The 17,435-nt window shown below is 47.8% G+C and carries 16 protein-coding genes; 10 read left to right on the top strand and 6 right to left on the bottom strand.

Annotated features, from left to right (window positions below):
• The first annotated feature begins 332 nt into the window (after nt 1-332).
• Nucleotides 333-575, top strand: a complete 243-nt coding sequence (locus QT397_16395) for a hypothetical protein (protein WNZ54470.1) — start codon at nt 333-335, stop codon at nt 573-575.
• A 234-nt stretch (nt 576-809) separates the two neighbouring features.
• Here the strand turns inward: QT397_16395 and QT397_16390 are convergent, their stop codons facing one another.
• Nucleotides 810-926, bottom strand: a complete 117-nt coding sequence (locus QT397_16390) for a carbon storage regulator (GenBank protein WNZ54469.1) — start codon at nt 924-926, stop codon at nt 810-812.
• Nucleotides 927-1,312: 386 nt separating this feature from the next.
• Between QT397_16390 and QT397_16385 the strand changes: the two genes are divergently transcribed.
• Together QT397_16385 and QT397_16380 are read left to right on the top strand one after the other, a co-directional pair.
• On the top strand, nt 1,313-1,690 hold the full coding sequence (locus tag QT397_16385; protein WNZ54468.1) for a hypothetical protein: 378 nt from the start codon (nt 1,313-1,315) through the stop codon (nt 1,688-1,690).
• Nucleotides 1,687-1,929, top strand: a complete 243-nt coding sequence (locus tag QT397_16380) for a hypothetical protein (protein ID WNZ54467.1) — start codon at nt 1,687-1,689, stop codon at nt 1,927-1,929. The genes QT397_16385 and QT397_16380 overlap by 4 nt, the downstream gene beginning before the upstream one ends.
• A gap of 175 nt (nt 1,930-2,104) precedes the next feature.
• On the opposite strand, the gene csrA (QT397_16375) is transcribed toward QT397_16380, so the two are convergent.
• Entirely contained in the window at nt 2,105-2,284 is a 180-nt protein-coding gene (gene csrA, locus QT397_16375) for a carbon storage regulator CsrA (GenBank protein WNZ54466.1), read from the bottom strand.
• A 700-nt stretch (nt 2,285-2,984) separates the two neighbouring features.
• Between csrA (QT397_16375) and QT397_16370 the strand changes: the two genes are divergently transcribed.
• From QT397_16370 to QT397_16355, 4 genes are all read left to right on the top strand, one after another.
• Entirely contained in the window at nt 2,985-3,560 is a 576-nt protein-coding gene (locus QT397_16370) for a hypothetical protein (protein WNZ54465.1), read from the top strand.
• Between the two features lie 104 nt (nt 3,561-3,664).
• Nucleotides 3,665-4,792, top strand: coding sequence for a hypothetical protein (locus QT397_16365; GenBank protein WNZ54464.1), 1,128 nt, complete (start codon nt 3,665-3,667; stop codon nt 4,790-4,792).
• Nucleotides 4,789-5,253 (top strand): DUF6521 family protein, encoded by a 465-nt coding sequence (locus tag QT397_16360; protein ID WNZ54463.1) that lies wholly within the window; start codon nt 4,789-4,791, stop codon nt 5,251-5,253. The genes QT397_16365 and QT397_16360 overlap by 4 nt, the downstream gene beginning before the upstream one ends.
• Nucleotides 5,250-7,265 (top strand): DUF3732 domain-containing protein, encoded by a 2,016-nt coding sequence (locus QT397_16355; protein WNZ54462.1) that lies wholly within the window; start codon nt 5,250-5,252, stop codon nt 7,263-7,265. The genes QT397_16360 and QT397_16355 overlap by 4 nt, the downstream gene beginning before the upstream one ends.
• Before the next feature lie 204 nt (nt 7,266-7,469).
• On the opposite strand, the gene csrA (QT397_16350) is transcribed toward QT397_16355, so the two are convergent.
• Nucleotides 7,470-7,658, bottom strand: coding sequence for a carbon storage regulator CsrA (csrA, locus tag QT397_16350; GenBank protein WNZ54461.1), 189 nt, complete (start codon nt 7,656-7,658; stop codon nt 7,470-7,472).
• Between the two features lie 715 nt (nt 7,659-8,373).
• Here csrA (QT397_16350) and QT397_16345 point away from each other — a divergent pair.
• From QT397_16345 to QT397_16335, 3 genes are all read left to right on the top strand, one after another.
• On the top strand, nt 8,374-8,643 hold the full coding sequence (locus QT397_16345) for a hypothetical protein (protein ID WNZ54460.1): 270 nt from the start codon (nt 8,374-8,376) through the stop codon (nt 8,641-8,643).
• A gap of 58 nt (nt 8,644-8,701) precedes the next feature.
• Nucleotides 8,702-9,840 (top strand): IS3 family transposase gene (locus QT397_16340; protein WNZ54459.1). Its coding sequence is split into 2 segments (ribosomal slippage): nt 8,702-8,951 and nt 8,951-9,840, totalling 1,140 coding nucleotides; the frame shifts between segments, so codons are not numbered across the junction.
• Nucleotides 9,841-10,048: 208 nt separating this feature from the next.
• Nucleotides 10,049-10,915, top strand: coding sequence for a hypothetical protein (locus QT397_16335; protein WNZ54458.1), 867 nt, complete (start codon nt 10,049-10,051; stop codon nt 10,913-10,915).
• Nucleotides 10,916-11,235: 320 nt separating this feature from the next.
• Here QT397_16335 and QT397_16330 read toward each other — a convergent pair whose 3' ends face one another.
• Genes QT397_16330 through QT397_16320 form a run of 3 tightly spaced genes read right to left on the bottom strand, consistent with a single transcriptional unit; the run spans nt 11,236 to nt 17,389 of the window.
• Nucleotides 11,236-14,694 carry a UvrD-helicase domain-containing protein gene (locus tag QT397_16330; protein ID WNZ54457.1) on the bottom strand — a complete coding sequence of 1,153 codons (3,459 nt, stop codon included), beginning with the start codon at nt 14,692-14,694 and terminating at the stop codon, nt 11,236-11,238.
• Nucleotides 14,691-15,524, bottom strand: a complete 834-nt coding sequence (locus QT397_16325; protein ID WNZ54456.1) for a PD-(D/E)XK nuclease family protein — start codon at nt 15,522-15,524, stop codon at nt 14,691-14,693. The genes QT397_16330 and QT397_16325 overlap by 4 nt, the downstream gene beginning before the upstream one ends.
• The gene (locus QT397_16320) at nt 15,494-17,389 is read right to left on the bottom strand and encodes a hypothetical protein (protein ID WNZ54455.1); all 1,896 of its coding nucleotides are present in this window, start codon (nt 17,387-17,389) and stop codon (nt 15,494-15,496) included. The genes QT397_16325 and QT397_16320 overlap by 31 nt, the downstream gene beginning before the upstream one ends.
• Between the last annotated feature and the right edge of the window lie 46 nt (nt 17,390-17,435).

The following is a 17,435-nucleotide window of genomic DNA, read 5'->3' as shown; positions in this document are numbered from 1 at the left end:
CAAAACCACTATCCCAAACTGACTAAGTATCAAATGTACGCAATATACATGTGGTCAGATAAAAAGCAGTTTGATAAATATTGTACAGAATCTGGCGTAAGTCTTAGCTCAATCGAGGCCAGGAAAGAAATTGATTCTGTTGTGATTTCTATGAATAGAAGTGATTCATCCCTAGTAGAATCCAGTTGTAGCAACGAATTTTCTGACTCAGGAGATTCGGATTGAGCTCACATTTAAAACGAAAAGGCATAGGGTGTAAAAACCGTTGCTTCGATTTGATTTTGCTGTAAGTGCTTTAGGCGTCAAAAATCCTGAGTTCGGAGAGAGAATTAGTGGAAGAAGTAATAGGCGGTGTATTTAGATTTCTCGGTCGATTTATTGTTGAGACTATATTTACAATCATTGTCGAGGTCATGTTCCATTTCCCTGGCAATCTCATTTGTAAACCTTTCACAAAGAAAGGGAGAGAACCAACTGGGTTTCTGGTGGTGATTGTCAGTATTTCATTTTGGTTGTTAGTAGCTGGATTAGCCTACACAGCGTACTTCCTTCTTTCTGGTGAGCCCGGTGCCTAACAAGCACAAGTAGTATGCTACGGCTCTTCGGGCCTTTTTGGAACAACTTACTTTATGTACATTTTGTACAGTTTACTCAAGAAAAGGCTGGAGCAGGGCGTGGAGATATGTATCTCGTTGCCAAATAAAGTTTAACTTCTACAGAGAGGGGTAGGGCCTTCTTCCTTAGGAAGCCTGACCTGGACAACCCCTATAGCCTAATTTTCGTTCGCTTTAGATGTAGACATAGATCTCTCACCTGAGGGCGTGGATGCCTATCTTTACTTGATTTCCCTTCACCTCCAGTACTGTAATCGAGACATTTGTTCCAATTCTTAGGTTCTCGCCTGTTCGGCGCTTTAGGATCAGCATGTTTTTTCCTAGCGATACTCAAACTGTGGGTGGGCCTTCCTTTGTGGGGAGGCTTGGTAAGTGATGCCTGTAGGTAGAGTGGGGTGGGACGCGGGGGCGGTGTGGGCGCAGAATAGGAAAAGTCGGGTGCTAGGCTCCCAGAACTTGGGGAGTCGATCCAAGCTGATAAATGTACTTTATCTCCATAGTGTCTATGCCATTTTAAGTAGCTAACTCCTATTATTTTGTCTGACCCTCCTCTTCAGTCAATAGCTTTGGCGGTTTATACTTGCTATTTAGTGGGTGTCCAGAATTACCAGTAGCCGGATGCGTGATTTCTGTTGATCCATAGGGTATTTCAATAACGAGACGCCCTAGCAAGGTAAGCTATCGACAAGGAGAATGGAATGAATGTCGAAGATCTATTTATGGCCCCAGAAGATTTATTTAGGCTGGGAAATTCCACTAGCCCAAGGTTAGATCATATCCGTCGACCGAAGGATGTTGATACAACCGAAATTAATGGAATCTTGATAGTGATTGCAAATGGGAAAGGCATATCACTATCAACAAAGAGCAGGATTGAATCAACACCGATGTCGGGCTGGGTATGGAAGATCTCTAAAGGGACACCAGTTCCACCGGGCCTAAAATTACTTAATGATAGGCCCGGGCATTATAGTATCGCTCCAATAGCAAATATGCCCCTCGATGAATTCAAGGGGCTACTTTCAAAACTGGCATTGAAATGTCAGAAGGTATTCAAAAAGCAGATTGCGTTATGACACATATAAAAGAAATGAACTCATCACTATGTGATTGGGAAGCCCGGATAATACTTGAAGCAATAACTCATGAGGCTGAGCGTTTAAAGTCTATTTGTGAAACATCTGAAGATGAGGATGAAGTGGCAGATGCTGGGAATGACTATCTAGAAGTTATTGGCCTCAAGGAACGTTTAGAAAATCAAGCAATAGAAGTTTTTGGTCAACAAATTACCAATTTCAGTAGGGAACCACTTTAGCTCTAACAAGTTATTGTGCTGATGTATTGCCCTCAATGTTGCTTGTCCGAGCAAGCATTAGCAAAACTCAGGCCTTAACTATTAGGTTACGGCTCAGCAAAGAGCTAGATTTGTTAACTAAAGGAAAGAGGATCGTCTGGAGCCTCCCTCCTTGGTGAGCCTTCCCTCAACACCCTCAATTGCCTACTTTGTGTTCTTCTTTAATGCGCACATAGATCTCTTCCCGATGGACGGGGAGGGATTTGGGGGCGCGGATGCCTATCTTTACTTGATTTCCCTTCACTTCTAACACTGTAATCGAGACATTCGTTCCAATTCTGAGGTTCTCGCCTGTTCGGCGCTTTAGGATCAACATGTTTGTTTCCTAGCGATACTCAAGCTGTGAGTGGGCATTCCTTTGTGGGGAAGCTTGGTAAGTGATACTTGGTGGAAGAGTGGGGTAGGGCGCGGGGACTCAGAATAGGGAAAAGCCAGTACCTTTCTTTCAGAGCTTAGGGGGTTTCTGCAAGCTCTTGAGTTTACTCTATTTTATGGGTGTCCAGAATTGCTCTTTTACTTGATTGCCTTTAATTTCCAGTGCTGCAAGTGAGACATATGTTCCAGTTTTAGCTTTCGCCGGTTCTGAGCTTTAAGGGTAGCCGTTTGTTTCCTGCTGACACTCAAGCCGTAGATGGAGTAATTTTTAATATTCTGAACACCCTTTGACGAAGAGATTGTCTAAATATGCACCACGATGCTGATAAAAATCTATAAATTTCATTCTACCTTGATATAAAGTAAAAATATTTCGATTAAAGTGAGGGGGCAACATTTTCCACGATGCTTTCATGACAAATCGCAATTTCTTGTTATGCCATAGTGCTTCAGGCATTTTTATCTTTAGTCGAAAGTGGTGTCGGTTTATAATTTTATATAGCATGTGTTTCCGGTTGTATCTGTAATGCCCTACATAAGCATAAATCTTCTAGCATCCGGATACAGAAATTTATTTCGTCATAATCTGTGTGCGAAATGTTGGGTAACTAGCTACCTTACTAATACTCTTAAGGATAAGAATGGATTTTGAAGTTATATCAAAGCTGGCTTTTGGGCTGGTATCGTCGCTCGGAACGATAGCTCTAGTGTTTTTCAATATTGGGCAGTCTAGAAAAATTAGAGCTGAACTTTTGGAAAAATTTGAAGAAGCTGTTGCAAGAGAAAATGTCCACTCTGCAACCGAATTATTTCGCTTAATCCATGGGTTGAGAATGAGTTATGGGGATATCGTTGAACTTATTCGTCACGAACAATGCTCCAAAATCATCTATGCCCTAAAAAAGACTCCAGGGCTGGTTTCATATGAAGAAGGTGAATTTTGTTATTCTAATTTGGGTAGAAATAGAATATTTAGATTTATAGACCACTGGTTTCTAAGGTTAAGTATCGGTTTATTTGGCATTTTAGGAGTTGTATCCTTGGCCATGCTTGGCTTTGGGGATGATGCCACATCTATTACTGGTTTTATATTTCTTCTGTTTTGCTCGGTAATGTTGGCTATGCAGCTTCGGCAAAAATCATATGATCAGATGGTGCGTCGCCTGATAGAGCCGGAGGGCGATGAGCAAATACAGTCAGACCGTAACACCGGTTAATTAGATTGACATAGAGAGACTGTTTTTTGAGTTTGGCTTGCAATTAATTGTAGTTAGAGAGCCTAATTAAGTGCTTGCATAGAGAAGGTTTAGGATATATGGGCATGGGTAAAGGCCAACCTAAAAACTCAGCTTTAACAACCGCTTTAGCATTTCATTACCAAGTTCTGGTCGGATTAGATAAATGTTTTTCGCTTGAAGAAGGCCAATCTATTTGGTTTGAGAAAGATGGCGATGTAAGCCATATTTCACCGAATGCTTTGAAATCAACGCAAATAGAAGTAAAAAAATATTTAGAGACGCTTACCGACCACCATGAAAATCTTTGGAAAACTTTAAAGAACTGGTTAGCTCCAGAGTTTAATCATAATCAGTATGGTGCCTTGGTACTTTATACTACGCAAGTGTTTGGTGTTAGGAGTCGCCTTAAAGGCTGGAATGCAAAAAGTTCAGAGCAACGCCTGCAAGTACTAAAAGATATTTGGGGGGATCGCACTGAAGCTGAACTGAACGCTAAAAAGCTATCTGATATTGTCAGGCTGCAACTGACTGTGATGAAAACTGATGATTTGTTACTAAAAAATCTACTTGGCAAAGTAACTTTATTTACTGAGGCGGATAGTGAGGAAGGGCTTAAAAAGCGGATACTCTCAAGGCCAGTAGGTATTCCCAAAAATAATCTTAAAAGCTATTTTGAGGGTCTTACTGGTTTTGTATACTCTCAAGCAACGAACCTCTCTTGGAGTATTAAGTATCAGGAATTTACAGCAAAATGTGAAGAGTTAACAGCGTTTCTTTGTAAGAGGGAATTCACCTTTCCAGCATTTCTCGGTTACGAAGCATCAGAGTTGGAGGTAGATTCTCACCAAGACAGGCCGTTCGTACAAAAAATTGCTGAAATTGGGCATTATGAAATGTTGCCAGATGCAGTGGGTAACTGGCTTGAGCTGCATAACTCTTTGTCAGAACAGCTGGATGAGTATCCATTGTATAAAGAGAAAACTATCGCTTATCAGAATCAATTAGTCAAAAAATATAATCTTGCCTATTCAAGCGCGAAACTTGAGGCAATAGATGCAATTAAAAGTTCAAAGCTTCTATACAATAAAACTATAGGTGAGCAGCCACTGAATATGGGCAACGAAATTCCACCGATTGAATATAAAAATGGCCTGATTCATGACGCTATGGATGATGAAGAGAGAGACTTGAAGTGGAGGGTTGAGCCATGAGTAGTATTGTTGATGCCCTATATGAATTAAAATACAACCCATTTGAATATGGCCGTTACCTGGCCTCATTCTATGCAGCTATAGATGAGACTGAAAATAACCTTCTACTTGCTCCACTGGTGATCCCTTTATGTAGCCACTCTATTTTCGGTGGAAAGGTATCAGGTGCTGTATTCGGGAATAAAAAACGAAGCTCTATTTGGTCTATTTTTGATGATCGAACAAAGCTCTATGACTTGCAAGAACGAATAGATGGTTTCCAGGTGTTGACAGAGCAAAGCCTCCAATATTGCTTAATTAATGATTGGTTATACGTAAATGAACAGAGTTTATCTATTCAGAAAGGTGGCGGCGACAATCCTACATTTACCACTCAAAGACATGCAGATAGGTTAGGTCGATTGTTTAGTGGTCATTCTGTGGTCGAGATTTATACGTTTTTAGGAGTAAAACCACGGTGAAAACATTAATTCGTGAAATTGGTGTTATTGATAAGCAGGGAAACAAGCATCCGGTTAATTTTAAAAAGGGCCTCAATGTTGTTACTGGTAAGTCATCGACAGGTAAAAGCGCATTAATTGAAATCTTCGACTATTGTTTTGGAAGTAGCGAAAACACCATCCCGAAAGGTATTATTACCAAAAATGCTGCGATCTACTATGTTGTGTTATCTGTTGATGAGCAACATATAGTGATTGCTCGCGATCCTGACATCGCTACTAGAGCCTTTTTTCGTAGTGCTGAATCGTTTAATTCTGCCGATATCGTCCGTGATTATTTCAATAGCAGCTATTTCCGTCCATTGGGTGAGTTTAAGAAGCATCTAAAAAGCTTTTTCTTGGATATAGATGATGTAGATGAATCTTTGGCTGCCAGGGCGAACCGGCGCAATAGCGCCAAGGCGGCTACGCCATCTGTTCGTAGTTTTTCATCATTTATACTTCAACATCAAAATCTTGTTGCAAATAAACATGCGTTGTTTTACCGGTTCGATGAAAAAGAAAAACGTGATCAGGTAATTGAGCATACTAAGATTTTCTTGGGATTAGTGGATCAAAGGTTTTTTCATTTAAAACAAGAGAAAGAACGATTGACTGCGGATATCGGACGTTTGGAGCGTCAGAAAGAGACAAACAAGAGCGCCTCAGCAAGATATAAACAAAAGGTTAGCCCTGTTTTAAGCCAGTTATATGCTCTGATGGGATTTGAGGATGCACCATTATCATTGGAGAAGGTACTGCATCACCCACAAGATGCCAAAGATCAACTCGACTGCATCATAGTTCCGGAAAAAATTAACCATACTTCAGGCGCTATCACACAGCGATATAATCAGCTCAAGTTAGAGCGCAATCAAAAGGCTGCTGAATTAAGGAAGCTACAACGCCAAGCTGCTTCTATAAAGAAGCATCTCCAAGAAGAAGAGATTTTTGTTGACAACGTAAAACAATTTAGCTCACCCGAACATGTTCACATATCTGGCTCAGTTTGTCCATTTTGCCATTCTGAACAAGATAATCTGCGAAAAAGTGCAGAAAAGCTGAAGAAAGCTATCATTAAAATCTCAGGTAATCTTGCTCAAGCACGCCCCATGAAAGCTAAATTTGAATCGTCTTTAGTTAATGTGAAACGTAAGGCTGAGCATGTTAGCAGGGCGTTGACTGAGTTAAATCAGCAAATAATGGAAATTGAGAAAACAGAAAAGCAGTTAGTAGAGCAAAAGAGTCTCTATGAGGGTGTTTTGATGCAGAAAGCAAAGTTATTTGTACTGCTCGATACCCTAAATATGGCTGATGATGCAGAGCTGGATAAGCAAATTAAAGATCTTGGCAAGAAGGTAAAATGCATCACGAAGGATCTCAAAAAATATGATGTCCAAAAAGGATTGGAAAGTGCGTCTGCTAAGGTGAACAAGTTTATGGCTGATATTGGTGGCCATTTTGAGTTTGAAGCTAGCTATAAGCCTATAAATCTTCACTTCTCATTCGAAACGTTCGACCTCTATCACCTGACACCTGGAAATGAAAAAATTTATGTAAGATCAATGGGCAGTGGTGCAAATTGGTTATACTGCCACGTAACACTATTTCTGGCATTGCATAAATACTTTGCAGAGCTCGGTGCTAAATGTGCTATCCCTTCAGTTCTATTCTTAGACCAGCCAACTCAAGTTTATTTTCCCAACTTTAATCGTGATGATTCCGATACTTTTGAAGAACAAAAAAACCTTGAATCAGAACAGCGAACAAAAAGGGAACGGCATATAGATGAAGATATCAAAGCTGTTGAAAGTTTATTTAGTCAACTATCAATTTACTGTAATGAGTTGGAAGTCACTAACGGTTTTAGCCCGCAAATTATCGTTACCGACCACGCAGATAACTTAAGCTTATCGAATGGGGTTCAGTTTGCTGATTTAGTTAATGGGAACAGGTGGAGAGAACGTGGGCTAATTCACCCTATTGAAGAATAGCTAGTCACTGAGCTGTGTATTTTTCAGATATAAGAGCGAGAACATTATTACGTATAAGAAGTGTTACTTTCAGATAATTTTTCCATTTCTCTCTGAAATTATGCATTGCACATTGTTAGTGTTATAGCTGTACCTTGTAGCTAAATATAGTTTAACTCTGTAGAAGAGGCTTGGCTGAAGCCTCCTTCCTTGGAGAACCTTCCCTCAACGCTTTCCATTGCTTATTTTTCGTTCCCTCTCTATACGCATATAGATCTCTTCACGGTGGACGGGAAGGGATTTCGGTGCGCGGATGCCAATCTTTACTTGATTTCCCTTCACTTCTAACACTGTGATCGAGACATTCGTTCCAATTCTTAGGTTTTCACCTGTTCGGCGCTTTAGGATCAACATGTTTTCTTCCTACCGATACTCTAGCTGTGGGTGGGCATTCCTTGGCGGGGAAGCTTGATAAGTGATACTTGATGGAAGAGTGGGGTGGGGCGCGGGGGCGGTGGGCGCAGAATAGGAAAAGGCGGGCGCTAGGCTCCCAGAGCTTGGGGAATTGCTCCAAGCTGCTGATTGTGCTCCACTTTATTGAAGACGAGCGGGTTTCTAGCGTAGTATGCATACAGCCATCTTGATACTCGGTTTATCAATTTGGTTAGCTGGCCCTTGGTGTTGCAGCACCTTGGGTCAGCGCCTTTTCTCTATTGTTACTTCACGCTACCGTTCTCCTGTTGAAGAGGTGGCTCTTTTAGAAAATTCTTGGGTCTATCTTTAGGGTAGGCCTTACAGAATTTGCCTACCCGCAGTCCCAATTTTTGATATTTATCAGTCAATTCTACGCAGAATTGATGCGCAGAAAAACCTAATAAATTTTAATAAGATAATTTTGGCGCCTATTTTTTTCTATGTGTTCGTATAAGAACTATCAAATTTCTATTGTGTCGCTAGTGTTTTGTGACTTTTTTCTTTAGTCAAAACTCTCGAAGATTTATACTTCACTTTGCTGAAAGTGCAGGATCGTCTTTGCACTTTTCCCGCCCGCATTGCACTTTACTACTAGCGCAAAGCGGAGAGGGCTAAGTAAAGCGAGAGCTTAAGAACACAAGGAGAGTTTTAATCAATGAAAGAAGATGAGAAGGAAGATCAATTTTTTGTTGATAAACGAGAGCTAGGGGAGCTATTTGACTCTAGCTTTGATCTGAATGTAAATCTGTTTAGAGGAAGAAATCCTAACAATAGTGATCCAATTCTGTATCCAATTTTGAAATCATTTCTTCTATCTAATGGCCGTGTTCGAAATGAAGACATCAAGACCTATAGAAAGGATGGAGAGTTATGGGTTGACTGTAAATCTGGTGGGATATCACTGTTTGATGCTAAGGGGCTGTAGTGGTCTAATCCTTCCGGACACTTCGCTAAGATGGTAAAACTACCAAGCGAGGTGAAGTATGACAACAAAAGGTACACGTCGGCATTTCAAGCCGGAATTTAAGAAAGACGCCGTAGCGCTAGTCTCTGAGCAAGGGTATTCAATTTCTAAAGCAGCAGAGGTTGTAGGAACAACAGCCAATAACCTGCGACGCTGGATAAAGGAACTGAAGCAGGAAGAAGACGGTGTGAGGTTGGATGTAGGTGAGCGCGCAGAATTAGAGCGATTACGACGTGAAAATAAGCAGTTGCGGATGGAGAAAGAAATCCTAAAAAAGGCCAGCGCCTTCTTTGCGAAAGAAATGAAATAAAGTACAGCTTTATTGAAAAACAGCAAGGCAGCTTTCCTGTTAGGGTGCTCTGCCGGGTAATGCAAGTAAGTAAAACTGGTTATTACGATTGGTGTTGCCGTGGTAATAGCTCAATAGATGCTCAAACATGGCAACTATGCCATCGTTTGAAGGCCCTATTTGCAGAATCTAGACAGAGCCTGGGAAGTCGTCGGTTAATGAAGCTGTTACGTAAAGAAGGCTTTGAAGTCGGGCGCTATCGAGTCCGCAAGCTCATGAAAAAGCTAGGCTTGGCAGTAAAGCGTAAGAAGCGATTTACACTGACGACAGACAGTAAACATCACCTGCCGGTCGCAGAGAACCTTCTGAATAGGGAGTTCTCACCGAGTGCTAAAAATCAAGTTTGGACGACTGATATTACATATATTTGGACTTCGCAGGGCTGGTTGTACTTGGCGGTAGTGATTGATCTCTATTCGCGCCGGATTATTGGTTGGCATCTAGATCGGAAGATGGAAACGGCCCTGGTAACTCGTGCGTTGATGATGGCTGTCAATTTGCGTTCGCCCCCAAAAGGTCTCCTGCATCACTCTGATCGTGGCAGTCAGTATGCCAGCCATACCTACCAAACGTTATTGAGTCAGCATGGGATGGTGTGTTCAATGAGCCGTAAGGGAAATTGTTGGGACAACGCACCGACTGAACGTTTCTTCAGCAGCCTGAAGCGGGAGTGGGTAACGGGAAACCTATATCCGACAAGGGAGGATGCGGTAGCAGATGTAAGAGCCTATATTGCTTATTACAACTCACGAAGAATACATACAACACTGGGAGACCTAGCCCCTATCGAATTTGAGAAATGTGCTTAAAGAAGTGTCCGGTTGGAGTTGACCACAACAAGCCCCGAAGGGCGGGCCTTGAAGGCCACAGCTGCTGCGTTGCAGCTCTTGCAAAGGGCTACGGCCATTCGCGGCGAGCTGCGCCTAACATCTGCAGCCTTCAAGACCCGCAGAGGCATTACGGAGTTATTCAGAGGCTCCCTAAATAGCTAATTTGAAAGCAGCTTGTGAAAAATTGATGTTATTTGGCACTACACAAAGCCCTAAAGGGCCTAATTTAAGAAAGTCAGTACCGGTAAGATGTAATCTTTCTGGTACCAAGCTTACTTTTTTAAAGCCCTTAAGCAACGCCTCAAAAATTAGTGGTGAAGAGCCAAGTGCTGATTTGCCATTGGCTTTCAATGAGAATATCTACTCCTTAGATAGTTTTAATGAAATTCGTAACAATGCATGGGGCATACTGCTTGCAGAGGAGCGGTATAAATATCATGGCCCGCCGTTCATTAATCCTGATGTTGGTGGGATGGAATTTACTGCCTCACTTAGGAAGATAGGCAATGACTTAAATCTACTTAAAGCCAGTGACTATGAGCATTGGGTTGATAGTGATATTAAAGCCTATTACTCCCCAGGTACTGGGTCTGTTTTCCAGGAATGGCTCTATCTTTTCCCGCTGTTCTGGCAAACCTTCAAGCTACCTAATACGAATGGTGTTCAATGGGTTGCCTACGCTGTTCAAGATTTAAGCTGCCAGGAAGGTGATCTAATCAAATATTATGTTCGTGCTGCAATTTCATCTGAGCATGAATTGGTTTTCTCATTTAGAGCCACAACTGATGATTATGATTCTGGTGCTTTCGGATTATTCAAAGAAATTTCAAACTTTATATTGAATAGTGTTGAGATTGTATTAACTGATTCGATTGCAGAAGAAATTAAAGCATTGTCGAAATCTGGTCTTCGGAACTTCAGTGAAAAAATGCCCGTATTGCGATTTGATGATGCGCCAAAAAACAAGTTCAGTAATTATGAATTGTTAAATGATCCGTGTTTTTATTTTACTAAAATCAATAAGGTGGTTGACCGTAGACTCTGGTCGAAGTAGGAATTAGTCTCTCTGTCTAAGATGCTTTGTACTGCCAGCTATATTGGGTCAAGTTGTATTTGTTGTGGGCTTACCCAGTGAACCCCAAAACCTCTTTTGGGATAATGCTTGGATGAGGTTCCTTTCAGTTTTTGACTGCATTACCGGTCTACTTAGCCCCTAGAGCTGGCTCGATGTGATGTAACTATATTTTTGTTTACTTAATCGCATCACATTGAGCTACTTTAAGATATGGAGATTGGATTTCTCTTGTCCTTTACATACCCAGTACTGCTCTCTTAAATAATTGATATGAACCTCGGAGCTATACCCATCGTTCCCTAACCTAACTCCACCAATCTCTGCATCAACGGAAAATACAAAGCACACCGAATATTCCGCTCCCCCCGTGCATAAAAGAGCTTGCGGTAATTCTCCAACTGATTCCGATACTGCTCTAGCTGAGCCGCAGTAAACTCTTCCTGGCTTTCCTCACCACTGGGCTCAGCCGTTTTGTAATCGACAATCCAACGGGTGCCTTCGTTATCGATAAAGGTACGGTCCACAATAGAGCGCCGTAACTGTCGGCCGCCGCTGTGGAGTTCTAGTTCGCAGGCGGATTCCCTTAGTGAGCCATCCAATAGCCAGCGGCCGGTGGGGCAGCTGAGGCTGTTGCGTACGGCGATCTCCACTTTCTCAGCAGCGCGGTCCAGGCTGGTGGCGGATAGCCCCAATTGTTTCAGGCGCAGTTGCCATAGGGGGCGCTGGGCTTCCAGTTTGGTGGGTGTCCAGTCGTTAATATTGGTCTCGGCAATGGTGGCGAGGGTTTCGTGGGCTACGGTGCCGGCGTGTTTGAGCCAGCGCAGGGCTACCTGGCCCAGTTCGGGAATATTGTCTTCTTCCTCAGTTTTGGGTTGGTAGTCTGGCATGCGGTATTGGGCCAGCCATTCCTGCCGGGGCATAGCTTGGGGTTGCCATTGGTGGGGCAGGCGCAGCAGGTAGTCGTGATCTCTACGGGCTTCATCCTGGTTGAGCAGGGGTTCTTCCGCTTCCAGCCAGTGGCACCAGTCGCTTTCCTGGTGATGTAAAACACTGGGCCAGATGCCGGAGAGTAGAGCGGCGCTGCCGGGGGCTTTTAGGTGACCCTTTTTTTCATCCCGGTTGATGCAGGCCAAAAGATGCAGCGAGCGGATGGCGCGGGTACAGCCTACATACAACAGGCGGGTGCCTTCCAGGCGTTCGCGCTCGCTGTTGTCGTGCTTAAGGTATTCAAAAACCGGGTCGCGGCCGCCGCGCGCATTTTTGGGGGCGAGCAGGAAGCGGCTTTCGCCTTCGCGGCTGAGCCACTCGCTCCAGCGCAGCAGTTGGTCGCTGCCGGGTTTGCCGCCTTGGTCCAGGCCTGGGATCAGTACGTGTTCGAACTCCAGCCCTTTGGATTTGTGAATGGTCATCACCTGCACTTTGGCATCCTGGGCGGGGCGGGCGTAGAGCTGTTCCAGGGCCAGGGTGAACTGTTGCCAGTCGGTAATGGCTCCGCCGGTATCGAAGGCTTCTAATAATTGCAGAAAATCCTGCACATTATTCAGATCAGATTTTTGCGCAACGGTGGCGGGGCCGCCCAGTTCCAGCCAGAGGCCTTCAATCCAGGTGCGCAGGGGTTTGCGGCCGCGCTGTTGCCAGGCGTGCAGCAGTTTGGGAGCCACTTGGGCCAGGCGTGTGCGCCCTTCATCGCTGAGCAGGCCGATATCTTCCACTTCCTGCAAGGCCATTAATAATGGGCGCGCGCTGGTATCGGTTACGGTGATATCCCCATTGCCCCAGTTGGCCAGGGTGTAAAGGTCTGGCAGTTGCAGTCCGCACCAGGGAGCGCGGAGTACGGCCAGCCAGCTGATTCGATCGCTGGGATCGAGTAGGGCTCGGGTGAGACTGAGTAAATCCAGCACCACCATTTTACTGGCGAGTGGCGCCAGCTCTGGGGCCTGGAAGGCGATATTGGCGGCGCTTAGGGCCGGCAGAATTTTTTGCAGGTGTTTTTTCTTGCGCACCAGAATGGCGATACGGCTTTCCGGATCTTGCGTTTGTAATTGCTGCACCAGTTCAACCGCTTGGGTGGCTTCGCGGTTGCGGTCTTCGTCATCTATGCAGCCGTAGAAATTCACCGAGGGCTCGGCCCATTTGCTGCCTTTAAAAGCTTCGGATTGCAGATAGCGTACGGCGCCGCGCCCGATATTGTCTGCTTGCGGAAAGGCCCTTTGGAAAGTCTCGTTGACCCAGTTCACTACCGCACTTTCGGAGCGGAAATTTACCTGGAGGTCGAGGGTTTCCAGGGGCACTTCACCGATACCGCGTTCGCGTGCATCCAGGAAAATACCCACGTTGGCATTGCGGAAGCCGTAACAGGATTGCATGCCGTCGCCGACAATAAATAAGGTGCGGCCGTCTCCCTGCTGCCAGCCGGCAGTGAGTTTTTCCAGCAGTTGTAGCTGGGTGTGGGAGGTGTCCTGGAACTCGTCCACCAGAATATGCTGGGTTTGCAGGTCCAGTTTTAGGGCCAGGTCTGTGGGGTTATCGCTATCGCCCAGGGCGATCAGTGCGGCTTGGGCCACTTCGGTATAGTCGGTGGCGCCCAGTTGCTGGAAGACCAGCTTTAATTCTGCGACTAACTTGGGCAGTACCTGGGCGAGCCCTTGCAGCAGTTGCCATTGGCTCTGTTGCAGCCCGCTGGGGAGCTTGCCCACTTCCCGCAGTGCGGAGAGCAGCGGTTCGTTGCCGGCTAGTTCTGCCAGCAGGTCTTTCATGCGCTGTTTGTATTCTTCGGCGATGGGGCGCTCGGGATCTTTTTTATCCGGCAGGCCAAAACCGATTTTTTTATTGATGCCGCCGCCTTTGCGCAGGTCACCGGTGGTGGTGAGGAGCAGGCTGCCGAGGGCGAGCCAGGCGGGCAGGCCGCTGCTGTCTGTGCTGGGGAAATCGTCCAATTCGGAGAAGAGGCACAGGCCGTGGCTGGGGTTTTCCTTTTGTAAATTGCCGCCGGCATAACTGGCTAGCTCCAGCAGTTCCCCGGCATAACTGCCGAGGGCTGTGGTGAGGTCTTGCAGCTTTTCTGCCACCAGTTCGTCGATAACAAAATGGAAATAATCCTGGGCGCCATCGAAGTTAACGCTCAAAAGTGGGCCGAGCCATTGCTCGCGCTTATCCAGCAAAATACGCAGCAGCTTATTGAGTTGGCCCAGGTCGTTGTCCAGGTGGAGCAGTAGCTGCTGTAGATCTGCGTCTGGGGTTTCGCCATCGAGGTGTTTGAGCAGGTTCACCACCGCTAGCTCAAAGGCGATTTGAGTGCGCTCCAGGGGTTCACCCGGTGCTCCCAGGCCGCTTTCGACTGGCAGTTGGCTGGCGAGGCTGCGGCAGAGGCCGTCGATGGTTTGAATGCGCAGGCGCTGGGGTGTTTGCAGCAGTTCCCATTCCAGTTCGCGATCCCGCTCCAGTAGGGCGCGGGCCAAATCCCAGGTGATGGCATCGTGGGGGTTGTCTGGCCGGGCTTGGTCGCGGGCGCTGTGCAGGGCATCGATCAGGCGCTCGCGCATTTCACCGGCGGCTTTGCGGGTGAAGGTAATGGCCAGCACTTCTTCCGGCTGCTGGCAGGCGGCGAGCAACTTTAATACGCGCTGGGTGAGCAGGCCGGTTTTACCGGAGCCCGCCGGGGCAGATACGGCAAAGCTGCGGCTGATATCCAGGGCTTGGCTGCGGGCGTCGGCATCGATGGGGCGGCGCAGGGCGGGAGTGGTCACGACTTCGTTCATTCGGTTATTTGCTCCCTTTCCGGCCAGCGGTTTAGGGGCCAGAGTTCACTGTTGTTATCGGTGAGGCGATCAAAGGCGAGGGTGGCTACACCACTGCGATATTCCGTGGCGAGGGATTCCAGGCTGTAGCGCCAGTGCTCCACCAGATTGCTCCAGGTGCCGTAGGGGGATTCCTTTTCGGTATCGCCCACGGCTTTAATGCCGGTAATGGGGTGCTCCAGGTCTCCGCAACCATTCCATTTGCAGTCGCCGTTGCGCACCTGGCCGAAGGCGATGGCGTGGGCGTCCGGTTGGAATAGGGCGTAGAGCGGCAGCTGGGGTTCGCGGATGCGCTGGGTTAGCCAGTCGCGAATACTGGGGACGCCGGTTTTGTAATCGATTACCAGTTGTTCGCCGCTGGCGAGTTGGTCCAGCCGGTCCAGGCGCAGGTTAAAGTGCAGCCCGCCGATTTCCACGGCTTGTTCCCATTCGACTTTTTCTACGGAGAAATTGGGCCTGTCCAGTTCCACGGACAGCCATTGTTGCAGCAGGCGCTCCAGGCGCTGCTTTTCCATGGCCCAAAATCCGATCGGCAGGTGATTGTATTTTTTGCGCACACTGCCGAGGGAGCGCTCCACCGCACGTTCGATTTGCGCTTGGCGTTGCTCGTCGTCCATAGCTTGCAGTTGTGCGAGGGTGCCGCACTGTTGCCAGAATTCCGCCAGCACCTGGTGCACCACATTGCCGCGCTCGGCGGGGCCGAGGCCGATATCCGGTTGGGTAAAATTGCTGGCGCCGAGGCGGAAGCGCAACTGCGCATTTAATGGGGACAGGGCCTGGGCCTTGAGCACCGAGGCACCGCCGCGCACCCGTTCGCATTCGGCGGGGGTGAGTGGCGGTAGCTTTTGTCTTCGATTTTTTCCAGCTGGCAGGCTTGCGCCAGTTGGCTGTAGTGATTGTGCAGGGCGCCTTCGGCAAAGTGCTGGGCTTGTTGCGGGCTTTCAAACAAGCTGCTCAGTCCCTGCTGCACACCGTCTTCTTCACAGGTGTAACTCACGACGATATCGCCGCTGGCATTCTGCAGGTCGGCGGTGAGTTCTCGGGCCAGTTCCAATTCCCGCTCAGCGCTGGCGCGGGGCATCTTCCAGTGTTTTTGCCATTGAATTGGCAGCAGCGGATTGGGTGCCGGTGCCGGCGGCCACTGTTGTTGGCCGAAGCCGACCAGGCGAAGGTGATCGAAAGCGAGGCCGCCGGCTTCCAGTACCCCGAGAATTTGCAGGGGGCCATCGCGGGTTTCCGCTTGGAAGGGGGTGCGGCTGGCAATCTGACGCAGCAATTGCAGGGCCTGGGTAAGGGTAAGGTTGCCGCCGCAGGCGCTGAGTGCGGCGAACTCTTCCAGGATGGACTCCCATTGCATCAGCTGCTGGTATTCCTGGCTGTCCGGGTTGCGGCTGCCGGGCCAATTTAATGCGGTAAGTGTTTCGGAAAAACGCGCGGCCCAAATTTCTGCGGGGGCTCGCTGCCATCGCCGGGCGTGCTCGGCCATTTGTTCCAGCTGGCGGGGCAGTTGCGGCGATTCCAAGTGGAGGACTTCTGCGGTGCGCTCGGCCCAGTAGCGCAGGGTTGAGCCGTCGATGCGGCGAAGTTCCAGTTTTTGTAAACGGCGGAACAGGGCGCTGCGCAGCCAGGTTTCACTGTCGTCACCCCAGAAGGGGCTGAACAGGATATTTTGCAATTGGGGGTAATCCCATTCGTCCTGCAGCAGCGATAGCAATTGTAAGGCGGCGCTGCCGACCGGTGTCTGTGCCAGGGGCGTACCGGCGGAGAAGTTAAACGGCAGTGTGTAGCGCGGTTGCTGCGGCTCCAGGTGTTGGGGTTCGAGCACGCGGGAAAATACCGCTTCCACCTGGGCGCGGCATTGGCCCAGATTATTCACCACTATGCCGACGCTGTGGCCGGGGTTTTCAGCGAGTTTCTGCCCGGCCCAAAGGGCTGCCTGATAGAGTTCTTCATCCAAATCCGCGCAGGCGGCTACGGATAGTTCGCTCTGCTGGGTAAGTCCCGGCCTTTCATTAACGGCTGTTGCACCTGCGTGAATCAGGGCATTGGCGAGGGGCGAAATCTGGGCAAAGCCGGCGGTATCAATTTGCGGCAGGGGTTCCAGAATACCTTCTTGGAATGCGCGCATGATCAATTGATCGCGCTGGTCTGGCGTGATGGCGCTGTGGGCCTGAAGTTCAGTGGCAAAGGCCTTGATCATGGCGCACAGCGGCAGTTCGTCGCTGCGCATAGAGAGTGCGAACTGTTCCAGTAGGGGAGTTAGCGCTTCATCTATTTGCGAGAGATCGGAGATCAGCTGCCATTGGAGTAGCTGCGCCAGGGCGCTATCGGCATCCCGGCACAGTTGCTGGCTGTTGAGCAGTTGCCGGTCCAGGGATTCATCCAGGGCGCGCTGCCAGAGTAATTGCCGCTGCTCGCGATTCAATACCTGCTGCAAGGCGGGCTGCCAGTTGCGCTGTTGCAGCTGGAACCAGAGCTTGTCCAGCCAGCTGCGCAGGGACTCCACCGGCGGCGGCATCCAGCAGGCACCGGGCGACTGCTGCGCGGCAAACACCTGTTGGCAGCGGTTGCGCAAACGGTTGTTGGGGGTGAGCAGCAGTCCTCCGGGGGGCAGCTGCGCAAATATTTCGAGAGCGGGAAATGCCGGCTTCAGCATGAATTCGGGTACCGGTTAGGGCTTGTTATTCGGGGAACGGTCGCGG

The organism is Microbulbifer sp. MKSA007 (genome assembly GCA_032615215.1).
Classification (GTDB): Bacteria; Pseudomonadota; Gammaproteobacteria; order Pseudomonadales; family Cellvibrionaceae; genus Microbulbifer.
This window is presented reverse-complemented; position numbering and strand designations above follow the sequence as displayed.

Bases quoted from the DNA above. Each gene is read 5' to 3' on its own strand.
- QT397_16390 (WNZ54469.1), bottom strand. From the start codon at position 926: ATGCTGATCCTAAAGCGCCGAACAGGCGAGAACCTAAGAATTGGAACA.
- QT397_16385 (WNZ54468.1), top strand. From the start codon at position 1,313: ATGAATGTCGAAGATCTATTTATGGCCCCAGAAGATTTATTTAGGCTG.
- QT397_16380 (WNZ54467.1), top strand. From the start codon at position 1,687: ATGACACATATAAAAGAAATGAACTCATCACTATGTGATTGGGAAGCC.
- csrA (WNZ54466.1), bottom strand. From the start codon at position 2,284: ATGTTGATCCTAAAGCGCCGAACAGGCGAGAACCTCAGAATTGGAACG.
- QT397_16370 (WNZ54465.1), top strand. From the start codon at position 2,985: ATGGATTTTGAAGTTATATCAAAGCTGGCTTTTGGGCTGGTATCGTCG.
- QT397_16365 (WNZ54464.1), top strand. From the start codon at position 3,665: ATGGGTAAAGGCCAACCTAAAAACTCAGCTTTAACAACCGCTTTAGCA.
- QT397_16360 (WNZ54463.1), top strand. From the start codon at position 4,789: ATGAGTAGTATTGTTGATGCCCTATATGAATTAAAATACAACCCATTT.
- csrA (WNZ54461.1), bottom strand. From the start codon at position 7,658: ATGTTGATCCTAAAGCGCCGAACAGGTGAAAACCTAAGAATTGGAACG.
- QT397_16345 (WNZ54460.1), top strand. From the start codon at position 8,374: ATGAAAGAAGATGAGAAGGAAGATCAATTTTTTGTTGATAAACGAGAG.
- QT397_16335 (WNZ54458.1), top strand. From the start codon at position 10,049: ATGTTATTTGGCACTACACAAAGCCCTAAAGGGCCTAATTTAAGAAAG.
- QT397_16330 (WNZ54457.1), bottom strand. From the start codon at position 14,694: ATGAACGAAGTCGTGACCACTCCCGCCCTGCGCCGCCCCATCGATGCC.
- QT397_16320 (WNZ54455.1), bottom strand. From the start codon at position 17,389: ATGCTGAAGCCGGCATTTCCCGCTCTCGAAATATTTGCGCAGCTGCCC.